The 15,012-nt window shown below is 62.3% G+C and carries 13 protein-coding genes; 4 read left to right on the plus strand and 9 right to left on the minus strand.

The annotated features are described in order from the left end of the window. Positions 1-2: 2 nt before the first annotated feature. Positions 3-557: an RNA polymerase sigma factor gene (locus tag KQ661_RS05775; protein ID WP_216679768.1), complete on the minus strand. Its 555-nt coding sequence runs from the start codon at positions 555-557 to the stop codon at positions 3-5. Positions 558-991: 434 nt separating this feature from the next. On the opposite strand from KQ661_RS05775, the gene KQ661_RS05780 reads away from it, so the two are divergent. Continuing rightward, entirely contained in the window at positions 992-1,699 is a 708-nt protein-coding gene (locus KQ661_RS05780; RefSeq protein WP_216685897.1) for an alpha/beta fold hydrolase, read from the plus strand. A 40-nt stretch (positions 1,700-1,739) separates the two neighbouring features. Here the strand turns inward: KQ661_RS05780 and KQ661_RS05785 are convergent, their stop codons facing one another. The 4 genes from KQ661_RS05785 to KQ661_RS05800 all read right to left on the minus strand — a co-directional run bounded on the left by KQ661_RS05785 (position 1,740) and on the right by KQ661_RS05800 (position 7,115). Beyond that, positions 1,740-4,049 (minus strand): patatin-like phospholipase family protein, encoded by a 2,310-nt coding sequence (locus tag KQ661_RS05785; RefSeq protein WP_216685898.1) that lies wholly within the window; start codon positions 4,047-4,049, stop codon positions 1,740-1,742. A 254-nt stretch (positions 4,050-4,303) separates the two neighbouring features. After that, positions 4,304-4,969, minus strand: a complete 666-nt coding sequence (locus tag KQ661_RS05790; RefSeq protein ID WP_216685899.1) for a response regulator transcription factor — start codon at positions 4,967-4,969, stop codon at positions 4,304-4,306. A gap of 7 nt (positions 4,970-4,976) precedes the next feature. Then, positions 4,977-5,765, minus strand: coding sequence for an efflux RND transporter periplasmic adaptor subunit (locus KQ661_RS05795; RefSeq protein WP_216685900.1), 789 nt, complete (start codon positions 5,763-5,765; stop codon positions 4,977-4,979). Between the two features lie 333 nt (positions 5,766-6,098). Then, positions 6,099-7,115: an ATP-binding response regulator gene (locus KQ661_RS05800; protein ID WP_216685901.1), complete on the minus strand. Its 1,017-nt coding sequence runs from the start codon at positions 7,113-7,115 to the stop codon at positions 6,099-6,101. A gap of 227 nt (positions 7,116-7,342) precedes the next feature. On the opposite strand from KQ661_RS05800, the gene KQ661_RS05805 reads away from it, so the two are divergent. Next, the gene (locus tag KQ661_RS05805; RefSeq protein WP_216679774.1) at positions 7,343-8,251 is read left to right on the plus strand and encodes an ion channel; all 909 of its coding nucleotides are present in this window, start codon (positions 7,343-7,345) and stop codon (positions 8,249-8,251) included. An 81-nt stretch (positions 8,252-8,332) separates the two neighbouring features. On the opposite strand, the gene KQ661_RS05810 is transcribed toward KQ661_RS05805, so the two are convergent. The 3 genes from KQ661_RS05810 to ruvX all read right to left on the minus strand — a co-directional run bounded on the left by KQ661_RS05810 (position 8,333) and on the right by ruvX (position 10,623). Beyond that, entirely contained in the window at positions 8,333-9,310 is a 978-nt protein-coding gene (locus tag KQ661_RS05810; RefSeq protein WP_317196073.1) for a zinc dependent phospholipase C family protein, read from the minus strand. Positions 9,311-9,453: 143 nt separating this feature from the next. After that, a complete protein-coding gene (gene def / locus KQ661_RS05815) occupies positions 9,454-10,062 on the minus strand; it encodes a peptide deformylase (RefSeq protein ID WP_216679775.1) in 609 nt (202 codons plus the stop codon). A gap of 135 nt (positions 10,063-10,197) precedes the next feature. Continuing rightward, positions 10,198-10,623 carry a Holliday junction resolvase RuvX gene (ruvX, locus tag KQ661_RS05820; protein WP_216679776.1) on the minus strand — a complete coding sequence of 142 codons (426 nt, stop codon included), beginning with the start codon at positions 10,621-10,623 and terminating at the stop codon, positions 10,198-10,200. Positions 10,624-11,052: 429 nt separating this feature from the next. Between ruvX and KQ661_RS05825 the strand changes: the two genes are divergently transcribed. Both KQ661_RS05825 and KQ661_RS05830 read left to right on the plus strand, forming a co-directional pair. After that, positions 11,053-12,726 carry a S41 family peptidase gene (locus KQ661_RS05825; RefSeq protein WP_216685902.1) on the plus strand — a complete coding sequence of 558 codons (1,674 nt, stop codon included), beginning with the start codon at positions 11,053-11,055 and terminating at the stop codon, positions 12,724-12,726. A gap of 67 nt (positions 12,727-12,793) precedes the next feature. Continuing rightward, on the plus strand, positions 12,794-13,999 hold the full coding sequence (locus tag KQ661_RS05830; protein WP_216685903.1) for a homogentisate 1,2-dioxygenase: 1,206 nt from the start codon (positions 12,794-12,796) through the stop codon (positions 13,997-13,999). Between the two features lie 96 nt (positions 14,000-14,095). Here KQ661_RS05830 and KQ661_RS05835 read toward each other — a convergent pair whose 3' ends face one another. After that, the gene (locus KQ661_RS05835) at positions 14,096-14,827 is read right to left on the minus strand and encodes a hypothetical protein (RefSeq protein ID WP_216685904.1); all 732 of its coding nucleotides are present in this window, start codon (positions 14,825-14,827) and stop codon (positions 14,096-14,098) included. Positions 14,828-15,012: the final 185 nt, after the last annotated feature.

A 15,012-nucleotide genomic window follows, 5' to 3' on the forward strand; every position in this document is an offset into this window, starting at 1 on the left:
GTTTACCTCGCCATGTGGGCCAGTACTACCAGGGCGGCACGGGCGCGGGTTTTCACCGTGGCCAGGGGAATACCGAGCTGCTCGGCGGCTTCAACCTGCGTGCAGCCGCCGAAGTAGAGCAGGTCAATTACCTCGCGCTGTTTGGGCTTGAGCTTGAGGGTGAGCTCGCGCAGACCGATATGCTCGGGGTTGAAGGAAGGGGGCGCCTGGGCGCGTTGCGCTCCGCCTACTTCCAGCGACTTGGTGCCGCTGTTGAAACGGTGCCGGGGGCTGCGCATGGCGTCGATGGCCTGGTTGCAGCACACCCGAACCATCCAGGTAAACAGGCGGCCCCGCGCGGCATCGTAGCGGTCGATGCTCAGCCAGACCTTGAGCAAGCCTTCCTGTAGCACATCCTGAGCCAGGGATTCATCGCGCACCAGACGCACGATAACTGCCAGCAGATTGCGGGAATACCGGTCGTGTAGCTCGCGCAGGGCTTGCTCGTCGCGCCCTATCAGGCGCTGCACGAGCAGCTCTTCGTCCGTTGCGGGCAGCAACGTCGGAGTTGTGTTCATACAGGGGAAGGATGAAGGAGCCTGGCTGGTCGCCCACAATCAATCATGGGCCGGGTCAAACGCCTGAGGGTTAGGATAAGCGGAAATAAATAGTAGCTTGTACGGGAATAAGTGGCGGGGTGAGGGGTGAGAAGAAGGTAATTATCGAATAGTCAATTGGTAATTGAACCAGAACCCACGGTACTTTCCCAAAGCCGGATTGTGCTGGCGTGGCAGTAGCGTGAGCGGCAGCCCCCAATCACGCCTTCTAATATAAGTTAATTCAATTATTAATATAGATTAAGCCTGGAACGCTATTGCATCGGGAACAAAGTAAAAAAAGCATTGCCGGGTTTTGGCAAGCAGTTCTGCGTAAGCGCCTTGCTATTGTTGCGTTCGCATTTTCAACTGCTGCTAGCGTACTGCCGTACAGCTTTGCATACTGCTTCATCTTTATGACTCCTACGCTCATTGCCCTTCACTATTGGGCCGGCTCCGGCCGCGAATACGACGTGCTGCGCCCGCTCCTGCCCGGTGCCAACCTGCTGGCCCCGGACCTGCCTGGCTTTGGCGCGCAGCCGGTGCCACCGGGCTTCGACTACTCGGTGCAGGCCTATGCCGATTGGATAGCCGCCTATATTCAACAGCAGCAGGTAACGGATTTTACCCTCATCGGGCACAGCATGAGCGGCAAAATGGCCCTGGCCCTGGCTGCCCGGCAGCCGGAAGGCCTGCGCCAGCTGGTGCTGCTCTCGCCCTCGCCACCGGCGGGCGAGCCCATGTCCGAAACGGCCAGGGCCGCTGCGCTGGCCGCCTACGGCAAACCGAATGAAGCGGAAAAAACCTTCCGCGAAATCACCCGTCAGCCCCTGTCGGCGCTTGTGCGCGACCGCGTAATTGCCGATAACCTGCGCAGTACCGAAACCGCCTGGGCCACCTGGCTGCTAAAAGGTGCCCGCGAGGACATCAGCTCCCTGATGCCGCAGCTGCGTGTGCCCTGCCATTTGCTGGTGGGTGCCGGCGATACGTCCATCACGCCAGCCACGCAGCAGCGCCTCACGCTGCCGCTGCTGCCGACCGGCACTTCGTTCGAAGTGGTGCCGGCTGCCGGCCACCTGCTGCCGTTGGAGGCCGCCGCCGAAGTGCGCCAGGTGCTGGGCTGAACAGCTGTTCAGCCCAGCACTTCAGGCCAAACCCGGCCGCCTATTCCAGCGCCCGGCTGCGGAATAGCAGGAAGCCAAGGTGCCCGTAGATGCCAAACCGCTCGGCCGGGTCGTCGTAGAAGCGGGCGTGCACGGCCAGCGGCCCTACTGGCGTCTGGAAAATGAGGCCCGTGCTGGCCGTGATGCGGGGGCGGTCGAAGCCCGACTTGCGCACGGCCACCTGCTGCTCGCCCTGCACCAGCGGCTGGGCATTGAGGTGCACGTACACTTCGGTGCGCCATTCCAGCTTTTTGAGGAAGGGCTGGGTGTAGCGCAGGCCCGCCGCCGCGTAGCGCGCCGAGCGGTACGTGTCCAGAAACAGGGTGCGCGAGTCGGTCAGTGGCGCAAACACCGGCGCCATGGTTTGCGACGAGCGGTAGTTGGTGAACGTGGGCTGGTTGCTGGCCATCAGCTCGCCAAAATAACCCCAGGCGTGGCGGTCGCCCTTCAGGGCGAAGAAGCGCTCTACGGTGGCCCGAAACTGGAGCCACTCGCGGTGTTGCGAGCTGCTGGGCTGCTGGGCCGTGGAGCCCGGCGTGTAGGTAGCCGCCCCCGTTACGCCGCGCAGTATGTACACGTAGCGGTGGCCGCTGGTCGAGTACTGCTTGCGGTTGAGGGTGTTGCGGGCCAGGCGCAGGGCCCCGGTCACGCCCCGGAACACGGTGGCGTCGAGCACGTCGGTGGTGTTGATTTCCTTGGAGTTGGTGTATTCATCCTTGGTCACGAAGGTGGCCAGGTCCACCAGCAGCCGGCTGCGGTAGGTGGGGCTGATGCCGAACTGCCCGCCCAGCTTGGTGTCCTGCTGCCGTACCTGGGTGTTGAGCACGTTGCGGCCCAGCACGCCGCCCGTGTTCTGAAAATCCCACTGGTTATACGTCACCTCGGGCTCGAAGAAAAACGGTAGCCGGGCCGGCACGTTGATGCGAAACGAGCCGTGCGCACCGGTGTAGAAGCGGCCCAGGCTCACATCGGCCGAAGTGGTGTAGAGCAGGCTGCGCAGGTAGCGATATTCCACGCCGAGGAAAATATTGTCGATGGGCCGGTTGCTGAGCACGAAGCCGATTTCGGTGCTCACGTTGTTGTTGCGCTGCGCATCGACGCTGAAAATGTAGCCCTTGCGCGCCGCGTCGTAGCGAATGCGCGGGTAAATATTCTTGAAAAAATCATCCGACGCCAGCCGGTAATAGCCCTCCTCAATGTCGTCGAGCGAATACTCCCGGCCCGAATGCGGGAAAAAGCGCGCCGCGTACTCGTTCTGGTCGGGGCGCAGGCCGTTCACCTTCACCTCAATAAAGCGCGGCTTGGGGGCCAGGCCCTGAAATGCCAGCCGCCGCTTTTGCAGCGTCACCGAGTCGATACGGCGCGGGATGCGCTGCTTAATCAGGGCCATCTCGCGCAGCGCGGCGGTGTCGCCTTCGGCAATAAAGTCTTTTACACGGTCGAAATCGCCCACGCCCAGGCCATCGAGGTTGGGCTGAATGTATATACCGTTTTTGCCCACGCTGCTCGTGTCGGCCACGCTGGTGCCCAGGAAAGCCACCGTGCTGGCCAGCAGGGCATCATCGTTTTTGGGGTATTTCTTGAAGGCCACATCGCCCACGTTCACCCCGATGATGATGTCCGGGGCGAAGGTTTTCTTCATCGTGTTGGTGGGGAAGTTATCGTACACCGCGCCGTCGTAGTAGTACTTGCCGTCGAGGTTGCGGATGGGTCGGAACGCCAGCGGAAACGACATCGAGTTGCGGATGGCATCGGACAGCGACCCGCTTTTCTGCTCCACCAACTGCCGCGTAAACACCTCCGACGCCATGCAGCGAAAGGGCACAAACAGGTTGTTGAAGTTGTAATCCGCGCTGGCTCCGGCCGGGGCCAGCAGGCGCGTCAGGGCTAGGTTCAGGTTCAAATCGTTCACTAGGTTGGTGCTGATGCGGGCCTGGAATGAAGAGTCGATGGCAATGCCCAGGCGCAGGGCCGAGGGCGAAGGCTCGGCCGTGAGGAAATTGAACGTTTTGCTTTCCAGTGGCTTGCCTGATGTCCAGCGCTGAAACTCGGGGCTAAGTACAATCTGCTCAATCTCATCGGGTGAGTAGCCGGCCGCGTACATGCCGCCAATCACCGCGCCCATGCTCGTACCCACGATGTAGTCGATGGGAATGTGGTTTTTTTCGAGCTGCCGCAGCACGCCCACGTGGGCCAGCCCTTTGGCCCCGCCGCCGCTGAGGACCAGCCCTACCTTTTGGGCCGAAACGGTGAAAATAGAAAACGCCGCCAGCAAAAAAGCCAGCGGTAAGCGAGTACAGAAATGACGCATAAAGAACCAAAAATAACCAGCGCCGGAACTGCGCTGCTGCCGCTGGTACGCCGGGCCGGGCCGTGGGGTTTTTGCGGGTTGGGCGGGCGGCGTTTTTACTTCTGTTATGGTTGGGTAAAATGCTTGTGATTAGACGTGTCAGGTAGGGGCGGGGCTTGCCCCCGCCCGGCGTTCGTACTGTGTTCACGATTCCGTGCAACGCCGGGCGGGGGCAAGCCCCGCCCCACCTCATATGAGCCCGAAAATGACAATCCTTACGCCGCCTGATACCCGATGCCGCGCACGGTTTGCAGGAAATCGGGCGGGGCGAAGCGGGCCAGCGCCCTGCGCACGTTCATACTATGTACGTCGATGTAGTTGGAGCCCTCGGAGCCTTTGCCGATGTGCGCGCCCAGCTGCTCGCGGGTGAGGGGCCGGCCCCGGTGCCGTAGCAGGTGGTGCAGCAGGTCGAACTGCGAGCGGCTCAGGTCCACGGTGTGGGAGCCGTGGCGCAGGCGGCGGCCGGTCAGGTCCAGCTCAAACCCCGCCCCGAAGCTGATGCGGGGCCGGGGCCGGCCAAATCGCTGCCGGGCAATGCTGCGCAGCCGCCGCTCCAGCTCCAGCAGGGTGGTGGAGCGGGCCACGCAGTCGTCGGCCCCGGCGGCGAAGCCGTGCAGGCGGTCCTCCACCGCGTCGGTGGCCATGAGCAGGATGAAGGCGGCCGCCTGGTAGTTGCGGCGCTTGGCTTCGTGCAGCAGCGTTAGGCCGTTGCTGTCGGGCAGGGTTTGGGCCAGCAGCACAAATTCGTAGTGCCGCACGGCCAGCTTGGTGGTGGCGGCGGCCAGGCTGGGAGTAAGGTCGGTGAGGTAGCCGGCGCGCTGCAAAAACCGGTGCACGGTGGCGCGGCGGCTTTCATCGGCTTCAATAATGAGAATGGCCATGTGATGCTTAGTTGGCAGGGGTGGCCAGCACGCGCACCTGGGCGTGCATGCCGGGCTTGAGCAGGTGGCCGGGATTGGGCAGGGTGCAGCGCACTTTCATCACTTTGCTGTCATGGTCGAGCAGGTGAAAAAGCTGGTCGATGCGGCCCCGCAGGGGCTGGTTGGGGTAGCTCAGGGTGGTGATTTCCACGGCCTGCCCCCGGCGCACCTGGGTCAGGTCCGACTCAAACACGTTGGCCATCACCCACACGCTGTCGAGGTTGGCCACGGTGAAGGCGGCCGGCACATGGGTCGCGTTGAAACGCATGCCCGTCGCCAGGTTTTTCTCAATAATGTAGCCTCCTACCCGCGCTTTCAGCTCGTACTGCCCGCCCCGGGCCAGGCCGTACACGTCGAGCTGGCGGTGGTTGCGGGTGGCGGTGCCGGTGGCGCGGGCCAGCTCGGCGCGGGCCCGAAACACGTCCTGCTCGGCCCCGAGGCCGCTTTGCATCAGCTCTTCGGCCACGGTCAGGTTCTTGCGGGCCACGGCCAGGTCGGCGGTGCCGGCGGTGCTTTGGTTTTCAAGCTCGGCAATTTCGCGGCTTTGCAGCACGGCCAGCACCTGGCCCTGGCGCACTTCATCGCCCAAATCAACCCCCACGCGCAGCACCTGCCCACCCACCCGGGGGAACACCCGCACCGTGCGGTTGGCATCGGCCGCGATTTCGCCGCTCAGCAGCAGTTCGGGTGCCGCGGGCTCGGTGGTGGCTTTTGCTTCGGTGGCTGGCTTGCTGGGGCGCGGGCTCGTCCAGCGCATCGGCCTCGGAAGAAGTGCAGGCAGAGAAGGCCAGCAGCCCGAGCATCGTGCTGAACGCGAGCATGCTGTTGCGGTAGGGGAGGCGGCTGCGGCGGGTCGCAAGCGGCTGGGTAGTTGGGAACATGGAGCGCGGCAGTGGTTAAACTGCTGCAAGGCTACCGGCAAGTCATTCAGAATGCGATTAGAAACGCATTAATAGGTGACCTAAGTGCCGAACCATTAGCTTTTAGCTGATAGTTCTTGTATTTCTTGTTTACTATCAGTTAGTTATGTAAAATGTATCAACTGTTTAATTTGGAGCAAGCACTTAAACGCAGCGTTCATGGTACAGGGTTAGGCCGTAGGCAGGTGCACTTCCACGGTGGTGCCGTGGCCCAGCTGCGAGGTTAGCTCCAGCTGGCCGCCGTGCTGCTCAATGATTTTGCGGGCCAGCGGCAGGCCCACGCCATGGCCCGTCACCGGCCGGGCATTGCCGGCCCGGAAAAACGGCTGGAACACCTGCGGCAAATCTGCTGCCGCAATGCCGATTCCTTCGTCGCGGATGCGCAGGCGCACGCCCCCGGGTTCGTATTCCAGCTCAACGGCCACGGGCTGGGGCTCCGAGTATTTCAGCGCGTTTTCGAGCAGGTTGATGAGGGCACTGTTGAGCAGGGTGCGGTTGCCGGTAAGCTCCAGCTGCTCGGGCTCGGCGGGGAGGTGGCCGGTGTGCAGGCGCAGGCGCGGGCGCTGGTCCGGGGCAATGGCAGCACAGGCCTCGGCCAGTAGCTCATCAACCCGAATGCGGGTGTTGTACTCGGGCAGCGGGGTTTCGGCCTGGGCCAGCTCCAGCAGGTGGTTGAGCAGGGCGTTGAGCTGGGTGAGGTCGGTGAGCAGCGCGTGCAGGGCGGCGCGGTAGGCGGCGGGCTCGCGCTCGCGGGCCAGTGCCAGCTGGGCCTCGCCGATGCTGGCGGCCAGCGGCGTGCGCAGCTCGTGCGAGGCATTGCGCACGAAGGCGCGCTGGCCGTCGAAGCTGCTTTCGAGGCGGTCGAGCAGGCGGTTGAAGGTGTGGGCCAGGCGTGAGAGTTCGTCCTGCTCGCGGCCCGATAGGTTTTCGGCCACCCGCCGGTGCAGGTCGTGGGCCGAGATGCTTTCCATCTGGCCGTTGAGGGCCGCGATGGCGGCCAGCACCTCCAGCCCGCTGCGGTGGGGCAGAATCACGTCGAGAATAATGAGGTCGAAGGGCTGCGCGAGGGCCAGCTCCTGGCCGCGCTCGCCGTCGGCGGCCACGGTCACGGTCAGCTGTTCTTCCTCCAGCCCCCGCTTGATGAGGGCCGAAAGCCGGGGGTCGTCTTCAATCAGCAGAGTGTGCATGCGCGGCCAGGGTAAGTGGTGATTGGAGCCTCAAAGGTCGGCAGCGAACCCTATGCCAGGAAACCTGCGCCTGCGCCAGTGTCTTTCCTGCTGCAATAAGCTGATTGAGATACCAAAACGACGTAGCTGCTTTGGCGACGCGAACGTGTGACGAGCAGCGCGTTCTTTTGTACAATTACTTTTGGCCGGGTATTTACCAGTTTCATCCAACGTACGCACCCCCTCACATGCCCACCCTCGACCCCGGTATTGGTGAAAAATTCTCGCGCCGCACCCGGCGGGCCATCAACCACGACGGCTCGTTCAATGTGCGGCGGCGCGGCGGCCCCCACCGCCACGACCCCTACCAATGGCTAATTCAGATGGACTGGGGGCCGTTTATTGGCATGGTCGTGGTGTTTTTTACGGTGCTGAATGTGGCCTTTGCCGGGGCCTACATGGCCCTGGGCCTCGAAGACCTGCTCGGCGTGGCCGCCCCGCGCGGGGCCATGCAGGATTTCCTAAGTGCCCTGTTTTTCTCCATCCAGACGTTCACGTCCGTCGGCTACGGGCATGTGTACCCGGGCACCAATGCCACCGGCTTCCTCAGCAGCGTAGAGGCGCTGGTGGGCGTGCTCACCTTCGCACTGGCCACGGGCTTGCTGTATGGGCGGTTTTCGCGGCCCACGGCGCGCATTCATTTCAGCCGCACGGCCATCATCAGCCGCCGGGCCGACGGCACGCCCTGCCTGCAGTTCCGTATCGCCAACCAGCGCAACAATATCCTCATCGACCTGCAAGCCCGCGTACTGCTCAAAACCGTGCACCCCACCACCAACGACCAGGCCTACGCCCTGCTGCCGCTCGAGCGCAGCGCCATCAGCTTTTTCCCCCTAAGCTGGACCATCGTGCACGACATCACCCCCGAAAGCCCGCTCCACGGCTTGCTAGTAGTTGATTATGAGCGCCTCGACATCGAAATCATTATCCAGCTCAAAGCCTACGACGACACCTTTGCCCAGGACGTGCACGCCCGCAACTCCTACACCCACGACGAGATTGAGTGGCACCGCCGCTTCATCCGCGCCTACGAAGTGGGCAACGACGGCATCGCCGTGCTGGACCTGGATATGGTGCACCGGACGGAAGCCTTGTAGCACATGCTTTAGCTTGTGCCCGAATGAACGGATAAATCGCTCCTGCTCCATGCCGGCACAAGCTAAAGCATGTGCTACAAGCTACTCGTCGTGGCCCGGCGCGGCCGACACCGGCGTGCCGGCCGTTTGTTTGGCTTCCAGCTCCAGCCGCTGCTGCTCTTTGGTCGAGGGCGTGTAGGGCAGCTGGCGCAAATCAGGCGAGCCGCCATCTACCCAGCAGGTAAACCAGAAATCGCCGATGAGGGCCGCCGCGTAGCGCAGCTGCCGCTCGACCTGGCCATTGAGCCGGGCGTTGTAGGTCTTGCTGAACTCGCGCGAGTAGGCCCGCACTGTCTGGCTGCCGCGCTGCTCATAGCCAAATTTCTGGTCCTCCTGGTACTCGGCGGTGAGCTGTTTCTCGAACCGCAGGACCGAATCGACGGCCGCGTGCGAGCGGACGATGGCGGCCCAAATCGCGTCGCTGGGCCGCTCCAGGTATTCAGCCTTGCCGCTGAACAGGTCGTAGTCGGCGCTCAGCAGCTCGGGCAGGCGCGATTCCCACAGGCCATGGATGCCGCGCTGATTCGTGAGCTGGCCGTTGTAGTTGCGGGTGGTGTGCAGCGGCACGCAGGCATCGGCCACGTAGTGGCCCATATCAGCCGAAAGGCTCAGAATGCGGTCGGTATCCTTGGCCTTGAAGGCGGCGGTGAGCTGGTTTTTCATGCTCACCACGTTCCAGGGCACAATGCCGTGGCGCAGCAGCGAGTCCTCGCCGTAGTGGGCCACGGCATCGGCATACTTGCGCGGCAGCTTAAACTCGGCGCTGTCGCCGTAGCGGTCCACGTCGAGGAAGTGCTTGGGGGCCTCGCCCGGTACCACCGTACGCCGCGAGTCGGGCCGCGTGGCGTTCACCGTTAAGTAGTCAATATTGGCCTTGTAAAAGCCAATCATGCCCGGCGGCAACGTGTACACAGCCAGCCGGTTCAGAAGGCGGTGGCCAAAAAAGCCCCACGCCTGCGCCTGGCGGGCAACAAAGAGCAGGGGCAAACAAATCAGGAGCAGGTAGCCGTATTTTTTCACGGCTAACAAGGTACGGAACGTGGGCCGGAATCATGCTTTCAGTTAGTACTATCGCCGGATATGCCAGTAAAAACGAAAAAAACTGGCACACCGCCCAGGGTATGCCAGTTTTGCTGTCATAGTAATTTGACCGGCTTTACGGCCTACCGCCGCCGCCCGTCACCCACGAACTTCATGCGGTACTCGTGCCGCACATCGCCCTTGCTAATGCGGGCCAGCTTGCCCTTTAGCAGCTGCTTCTTAAAGCCCGAGAGCTTGTCGGTGAACAGGATGCCTTCCAGGTGGTCGTACTCGTGCTGAATGACGCGGGCGGCCATGCCCGAGAAAGCTTCCTCGTGCACCTGGCGGTTTTCATCCTCGTAGCGCAGCACGATGTCGGCGTGGCGCGTCACCAGCTCCCGCACCCCCGGGATGCTCAGGCAGCCTTCCTCGAAGCCCCATTCCTCGCCGGTTTCGCTCACCATTTGGGGGTTGATGAAGGCGCGCTTCACGGCCGGCTCGGGCACTTCGCCTTCTTCCAGCTCGGCCAGGTCTTCCTCGTCGAGGTCCACCATCGGGCCTGAATCCATCACGAACAGGCGCACGGCTTTGCCCACCTGGGGCGCCGCCAGGCCCACGCCGCTGGCCGAGTACATGGTTTCGTACATGTCGGCAATCAGCTGCTTGAGCTCAGCGGCCGGCAGGTCGGGGGCAATGTTTTTGGCTTTGGTCTTGAGGACGGGGTCGCCGATGGCAACAATGGAGTAAATCATGGTAATGGTCAGTTTTAAAACAGAACGTCATGCTGAGCACAGCCGAAGCATCTCTACTGCTTCGTTGTGGTTAGCATTGATACTTCAGCATGCGAGATGCTTCGGCTGCGCTCAGCATGACGTTTAACGAAACAACTATACTTCCCGCATCAGCGGCGATTCGAGGAATGACTGGAGAATAATGGTGGCACTGATGCGGTCCACGGTGGCCTTGTCGCGCCGGGCCTTCTGGCCGAGGCCGCCGGCCAGCATGGTGGCGTGGGCCATGCGCGAGGTAAACCGCTCGTCGAGCTCATGAACGGGCAGCTCGGGCAGCTCGCGGCGCAGCGTGCGCAGCAGGCCTACCACGGCGCTGGTCACATCGGTAGGCTCGTTGAGCAGCGTGCGCGGCATGCCCACTACCACGGCGCGCAGTGGCTCGCGCAGGTGGTAGGCCTTCACGTAGGCCAGCAAATCTTTGCTGTGAATGGTTTCCAGCGGCGAGGCAATCATGCACAGCGGGTCGGTCACGGCCAGGCCCACGCGCTTATTTCCGTAGTCGATGGCAAGGATGCGACCCATGTGGCGGCGGTGTAAAGCGAGGGAAATGAAAAGAGCCAGTCGGTGCGGCCGGGCGCAAAGATACGGCGGGCCGAAAGGTCCCAATCCAGCGGGCCGCCCCGGCCGTAGTTGCTTCGGGGTCTGGTGGCTGCCGCACTCAAACCGGAAAAAGCCGTGTCCAACGGGTAAACACCCGGCCTGATCGAAGTCCATCTAAAAAATTATGGGTAAAATTATAAATTGTATCGATATTAAAAGGGGGGTCAGCAAGCGAAAAATTGTAATTTGCCACTAAAAATGTTCTTTTTTGCTCTTTTATCGTAAATTGTTGTATTTATTATAGAAATCTGAAAATGGCTACCTTTCGGCACTTGAAACTGGGAAAATTTCAATAATTTTGAATTCTATCTAATACTATCCTATTGATTATTAACGCTACGCTTATCTCGCATGCCCACTTCTACCCCTGCTAACCAGGCAACTGGTGTGCTCGTCGGCTCCGGGCGGCGCGGCTGGCTGCGGCAGGCATTATTGCTGGTGCTGGCCATGGGCTGCGGCGTGTTGGTGGCCAATAATCCCTTCCAGCCCTCGTCGGAAAACCCCGATGCCACGGCCCGGGGCTACCTGCGCTTCAAGGAAATACTGAGCTACGTGGACCGCGACTACGCCGATTCCGTGGATACCGAAGGCCTGGCCGACTACGCCGTGGCCCAGATGCTGGAAAAGCTCGACCCGCACTCCGTCTACATCCCGGCCCGCGACCGCGAAAAAACCGATTCTTTCCTGCAAAGCGACTACGACGGCATCGGGGTCGAATTCAACACCTTCCGCGATACCGTGACGGTAGTGGCCCCGCTCAGCGGTGGCCCGGCCGAGCAGGCCGGCGTGCAGGCCGGCGACCAGATTCTGAGCATCGGCGGCAAGCGGGTTTCGGGCGCGCATCTCACCTCCGGGCAGCTGTCGCAGCTATTGCGCGGCCCCCGGGGCAGCAGCGTGGCTATCGAGCTGCGCCGCCACCGGCTGGCGCGCTCGCTGAGCTTCAGCATTGCCCGCAGAAGCATTCCCAATAGCTCGATTGATGCCGCGTACCTGGTTGATGACCAGACCGGCTACATTAAAGTAAGCCGCTTCGCTTCCAATACCTACGACGAGTTTAAGGCCGCCCTGGCCGACCTGCGCCGCCAGGGCCTCACCCACCTCGTGCTGGACCTGCGCGGCAACCCCGGCGGCTACCTCGACCGTGCCACCCGCCTGGCCGATGAGTTCATCGCCGGCTCGCGCAAAATCGTGTACACCGACGGCAAGGGCGACCAGTACGACTCGCAGACCTACGCCAAAGTAGCCGGCGAATTTGAGGAAGGCTCCCTGGTTGTGCTCGTGGATGAAGGGAGCGCCTCGGCCGCCGAAGTAGTGGCCGGTGCCTTGCAGGACCACGACCGCGCCACGCTGGTGGGCCGTCGCACCTTCGGCAAAGGCCTCGTGCAGCAGCCTATCGCCCTGAGCGACGGCGGCGAGCTGCGCCTCACCATTGCCCGCTACTACACGCCGGCCGGTCGCTCCATCCAAAAACCCTACGGGGCCAACTACGCCGAATACAGTGCCGAGCTGAGCGGCCGCTCCGACCGGGGCGAGCTGCAATCGGCCGACAGTATCCACTTTTCCAACAAGCTGCGCTTTCGCACCGACCACGGCCGCACCGTGTATGGCGGCGGTGGCATCATGCCCGATGTGTTCGTGCCGCGCGATTCGGTGGCCCATTCCGTTTACTATACCAAGCTGCTGAGCCACGGCGTGGTCCGCGCCTTCGCCCTGAGTTTCTACCAAGGCCACAAGGCCGAGCTGGAAGGCCTGCGCTTTGAGCAGTTCAACGCCACCTTCCGCATCACCGATGCGCAGCTGCTGAGCCTGACCGCCCAGGCCACCCAGGATGGCGTGAAGGCCGACGCGGCCGCCGTGCGCCGCTGCGCGGCGCTGCTGCGCAACCAGCTAAAGGCCTACATTGCCCGCAGCGCCTACGGCACCGTGGCCTACTACACCGTGCTCCGCGAGCAGGATGCTGAATTGCAGCGCGCCCTGCACGTGGTGAGCGACAGCACCGCGCAACTGGCCCTGCTGGGGAAGTAGGGGAGGAGTTTCGCGCGGGCAGAGCCGTGTTCCGTAACTTCACAGCTCCATCCCACCCTCGTTTGTTATGTCGCATTACCACCGCCTCGGCCAGATTCCGCGCAAGCGCCACACCCAGTTTCGCCAGCCTGACGGCTCCCTGTATTCGGAGCAGCTGGTGGGCACGCTGGGGTTTCACGGCGTGTCGTCGCTGCTCTACCATGTGCATCCGCCGACCCAGATTAAGCACGTCGGCACGCCCCGGCCTTTTGCCCCGAAGCTAATTAAGGACCGGCCGCTCCAGCCCGAGCACCTGCGCACCTTGGCCCAGACCAGCACCGGCGGTGACTACCTGGCCGCCCGCCAAACCCTGCTCGGCAATGCCGACGTGACGATGAGCATCTGCAATCCCACGGAGAAGCGGATGGACTATTACTATAAAAATGCCCAGGCCGACGAGGTGATTTTCGTGCACGAAGGCCGGGGCGAACTGTGGAGCCAGATGGGCAAAGTAGCCTTCGAGCCCGGCGACTATGTGGTGGTGCCGCGCACCGTTATCCACCAGCTGCACTTCGAGGAAGGCCCCGTGCGGCTCATGATTATCGAGTCGTTCAGCCCCGTGGAAACCGTGCGGCGCTACCGCAACCACTTCGGCCAGCTGCTGGAGCACTCGCCCTACTGCGAGCGCGACATGCGCCCGCCGAGCGAGCTCATTACCGAAGAATTCCCGGAAGGCGATTACCTGGTATATACCAAAAAGGAAGGCCTGCTGCACGAGTTGACCTACGCGCACTCGCCGTTCGACGTGGTGGGCTGGGACGGCTATTTCTACCCCTACGCCTTCAGTATCCACGATTTTGAGCCGATAACCGGCCGCCTGCACCAGCCGCCGCCCGTCCATCAGACATTTGAGGGGCATAATTACGTTATCTGCTCCTTCGTGCCGCGGCTGTTCGACTACCATCCGCTCAGCATTCCGGCCCCCTACAACCACTCCAACGTCGATTCGGACGAGGTGCTGTACTACGTGGCCGGCAATTTCATGTCGCGCAAGGGCGTCGATTTGGCCTCTTTCACCTGGCATCCTACCGGCCTGCCGCACGGCCCGCACCCCGGCACCGTGGAGGCCAGCATCGGCAAAAAAGAAACCCACGAGCTGGCCGTGATGCTCGACACGTTCCGCCCGCTCTACCTCACCGAAACGGCCCTGCAATACGTGGACGGCCGCTATCCCATGAGCTGGAACCCCGGCTTCGTGCCCGACCCACCCCGCTCAGCCGATATGATGGACTAGGCGGTGAGGTGTGAGAGATGGTGAGTTTGATGTTCGATTGATGCAGTTGGCGCAAGTACAACATCAAACTCGCCATCTCACCATTTCACACCTCACCTACTTCACCACCGCCACGCGGTTGTAGTGATCCAGCATCTTGGCCACGTCGGCGGGTTGGTCGTATTGCAGGTGCTGGGCGTTGGCGAAGGTGCTGATTTCGGTATCGCGCTTGCCAAACAGGCGCAGCACGTCGCCTTGGTTGAGGGTGATGGGGTGCAGCGGCTCCGTGGGCTCGTTGCCCACGCCCACCAGCAGCATTGGAGCCATGGAGAGGCGGCCGGCCGTGGCATCGGCTCCCGAGGAGTAGAGGTGGGCCAGCAGCAGCGGGCCGGCATCCACGGCCGTGAGCACTTCCACGAATTCGCGGCGGGTGCCGGCGCTGCCTTCCTTCACCAGGCGGGGGCGGAAGCGGCGCAGGGCATCGGCCCCGGTACCGCCCATCTCGCCTATATCGAAGCCGCGCAGGCTGCCCACCGGCCACAAGTGCGTCGAATCGGTATTGATGGAATCCTGGGCTTCGAGCAGGCGCATGCCGGCGTGGAAGCGCACGCCCGGCACGGGCCGGTAGCGCCCGTCGAAGGTGCGCAGGGCGCCCAGCTGAAAGGTGCCATCGCCGAGGAAGCCGGTGGCCTGGGTTTTCAGGCTAGCCCGCAGGGTGGCGGTGGTGGGGTTGCGGTTGCTTTGAGCGTAGATAGTGCGGGCTTCAGCCTGTTCTTTCGCGGCCTGCGCGTTTGCTTGTTGCCCGCTGGCGAGTAGGAAAATAGCAAATAAGTAAGGATGAAGTTTCACTAAAGACAATAAAAGAAGGTGAACGTTACAGAGGACGTCAAAAATACGATAATTAGGCGGTTACGCACTGTTTAAGCCTCGATTTCAAGCACCGTGCCAGTCCGGGGCCAATTGTTATTCCGGCAAAGCAGGAATCTGGATGCAGTCGTCGAAACACAGTCCTCAGGTTCCTCCTTTGTCGGAAT

This window comes from Hymenobacter siberiensis (assembly GCF_018967845.1).
GTDB classification, from domain to species: Bacteria; Bacteroidota; Bacteroidia; order Cytophagales; family Hymenobacteraceae; genus Hymenobacter; species Hymenobacter siberiensis.

Bases quoted from the DNA above. Each gene is read 5' to 3' on its own strand.
- KQ661_RS05805 (WP_216679774.1), top strand. From the start codon at position 7,343: ATGCCCACCCTCGACCCCGGTATTGGTGAAAAATTCTCGCGCCGCACC.
- KQ661_RS05830 (WP_216685903.1), top strand. From the start codon at position 12,794: ATGTCGCATTACCACCGCCTCGGCCAGATTCCGCGCAAGCGCCACACC.
- KQ661_RS05800 (WP_216685901.1), bottom strand. From the start codon at position 7,115: ATGCACACTCTGCTGATTGAAGACGACCCCCGGCTTTCGGCCCTCATC.
- KQ661_RS05775 (WP_216679768.1), bottom strand. From the start codon at position 557: ATGAACACAACTCCGACGTTGCTGCCCGCAACGGACGAAGAGCTGCTC.
- ruvX (WP_216679776.1), bottom strand. From the start codon at position 10,623: ATGGGTCGCATCCTTGCCATCGACTACGGAAATAAGCGCGTGGGCCTG.
- KQ661_RS05780 (WP_216685897.1), top strand. From the start codon at position 992: ATGACTCCTACGCTCATTGCCCTTCACTATTGGGCCGGCTCCGGCCGC.
- KQ661_RS05785 (WP_216685898.1), bottom strand. From the start codon at position 4,049: ATGCGTCATTTCTGTACTCGCTTACCGCTGGCTTTTTTGCTGGCGGCG.
- def (WP_216679775.1), bottom strand. From the start codon at position 10,062: ATGATTTACTCCATTGTTGCCATCGGCGACCCCGTCCTCAAGACCAAA.
- KQ661_RS05790 (WP_216685899.1), bottom strand. From the start codon at position 4,969: ATGGCCATTCTCATTATTGAAGCCGATGAAAGCCGCCGCGCCACCGTG.
- KQ661_RS05825 (WP_216685902.1), top strand. From the start codon at position 11,053: ATGCCCACTTCTACCCCTGCTAACCAGGCAACTGGTGTGCTCGTCGGC.
- KQ661_RS05795 (WP_216685900.1), bottom strand. From the start codon at position 5,765: ATGCGCTGGACGAGCCCGCGCCCCAGCAAGCCAGCCACCGAAGCAAAA.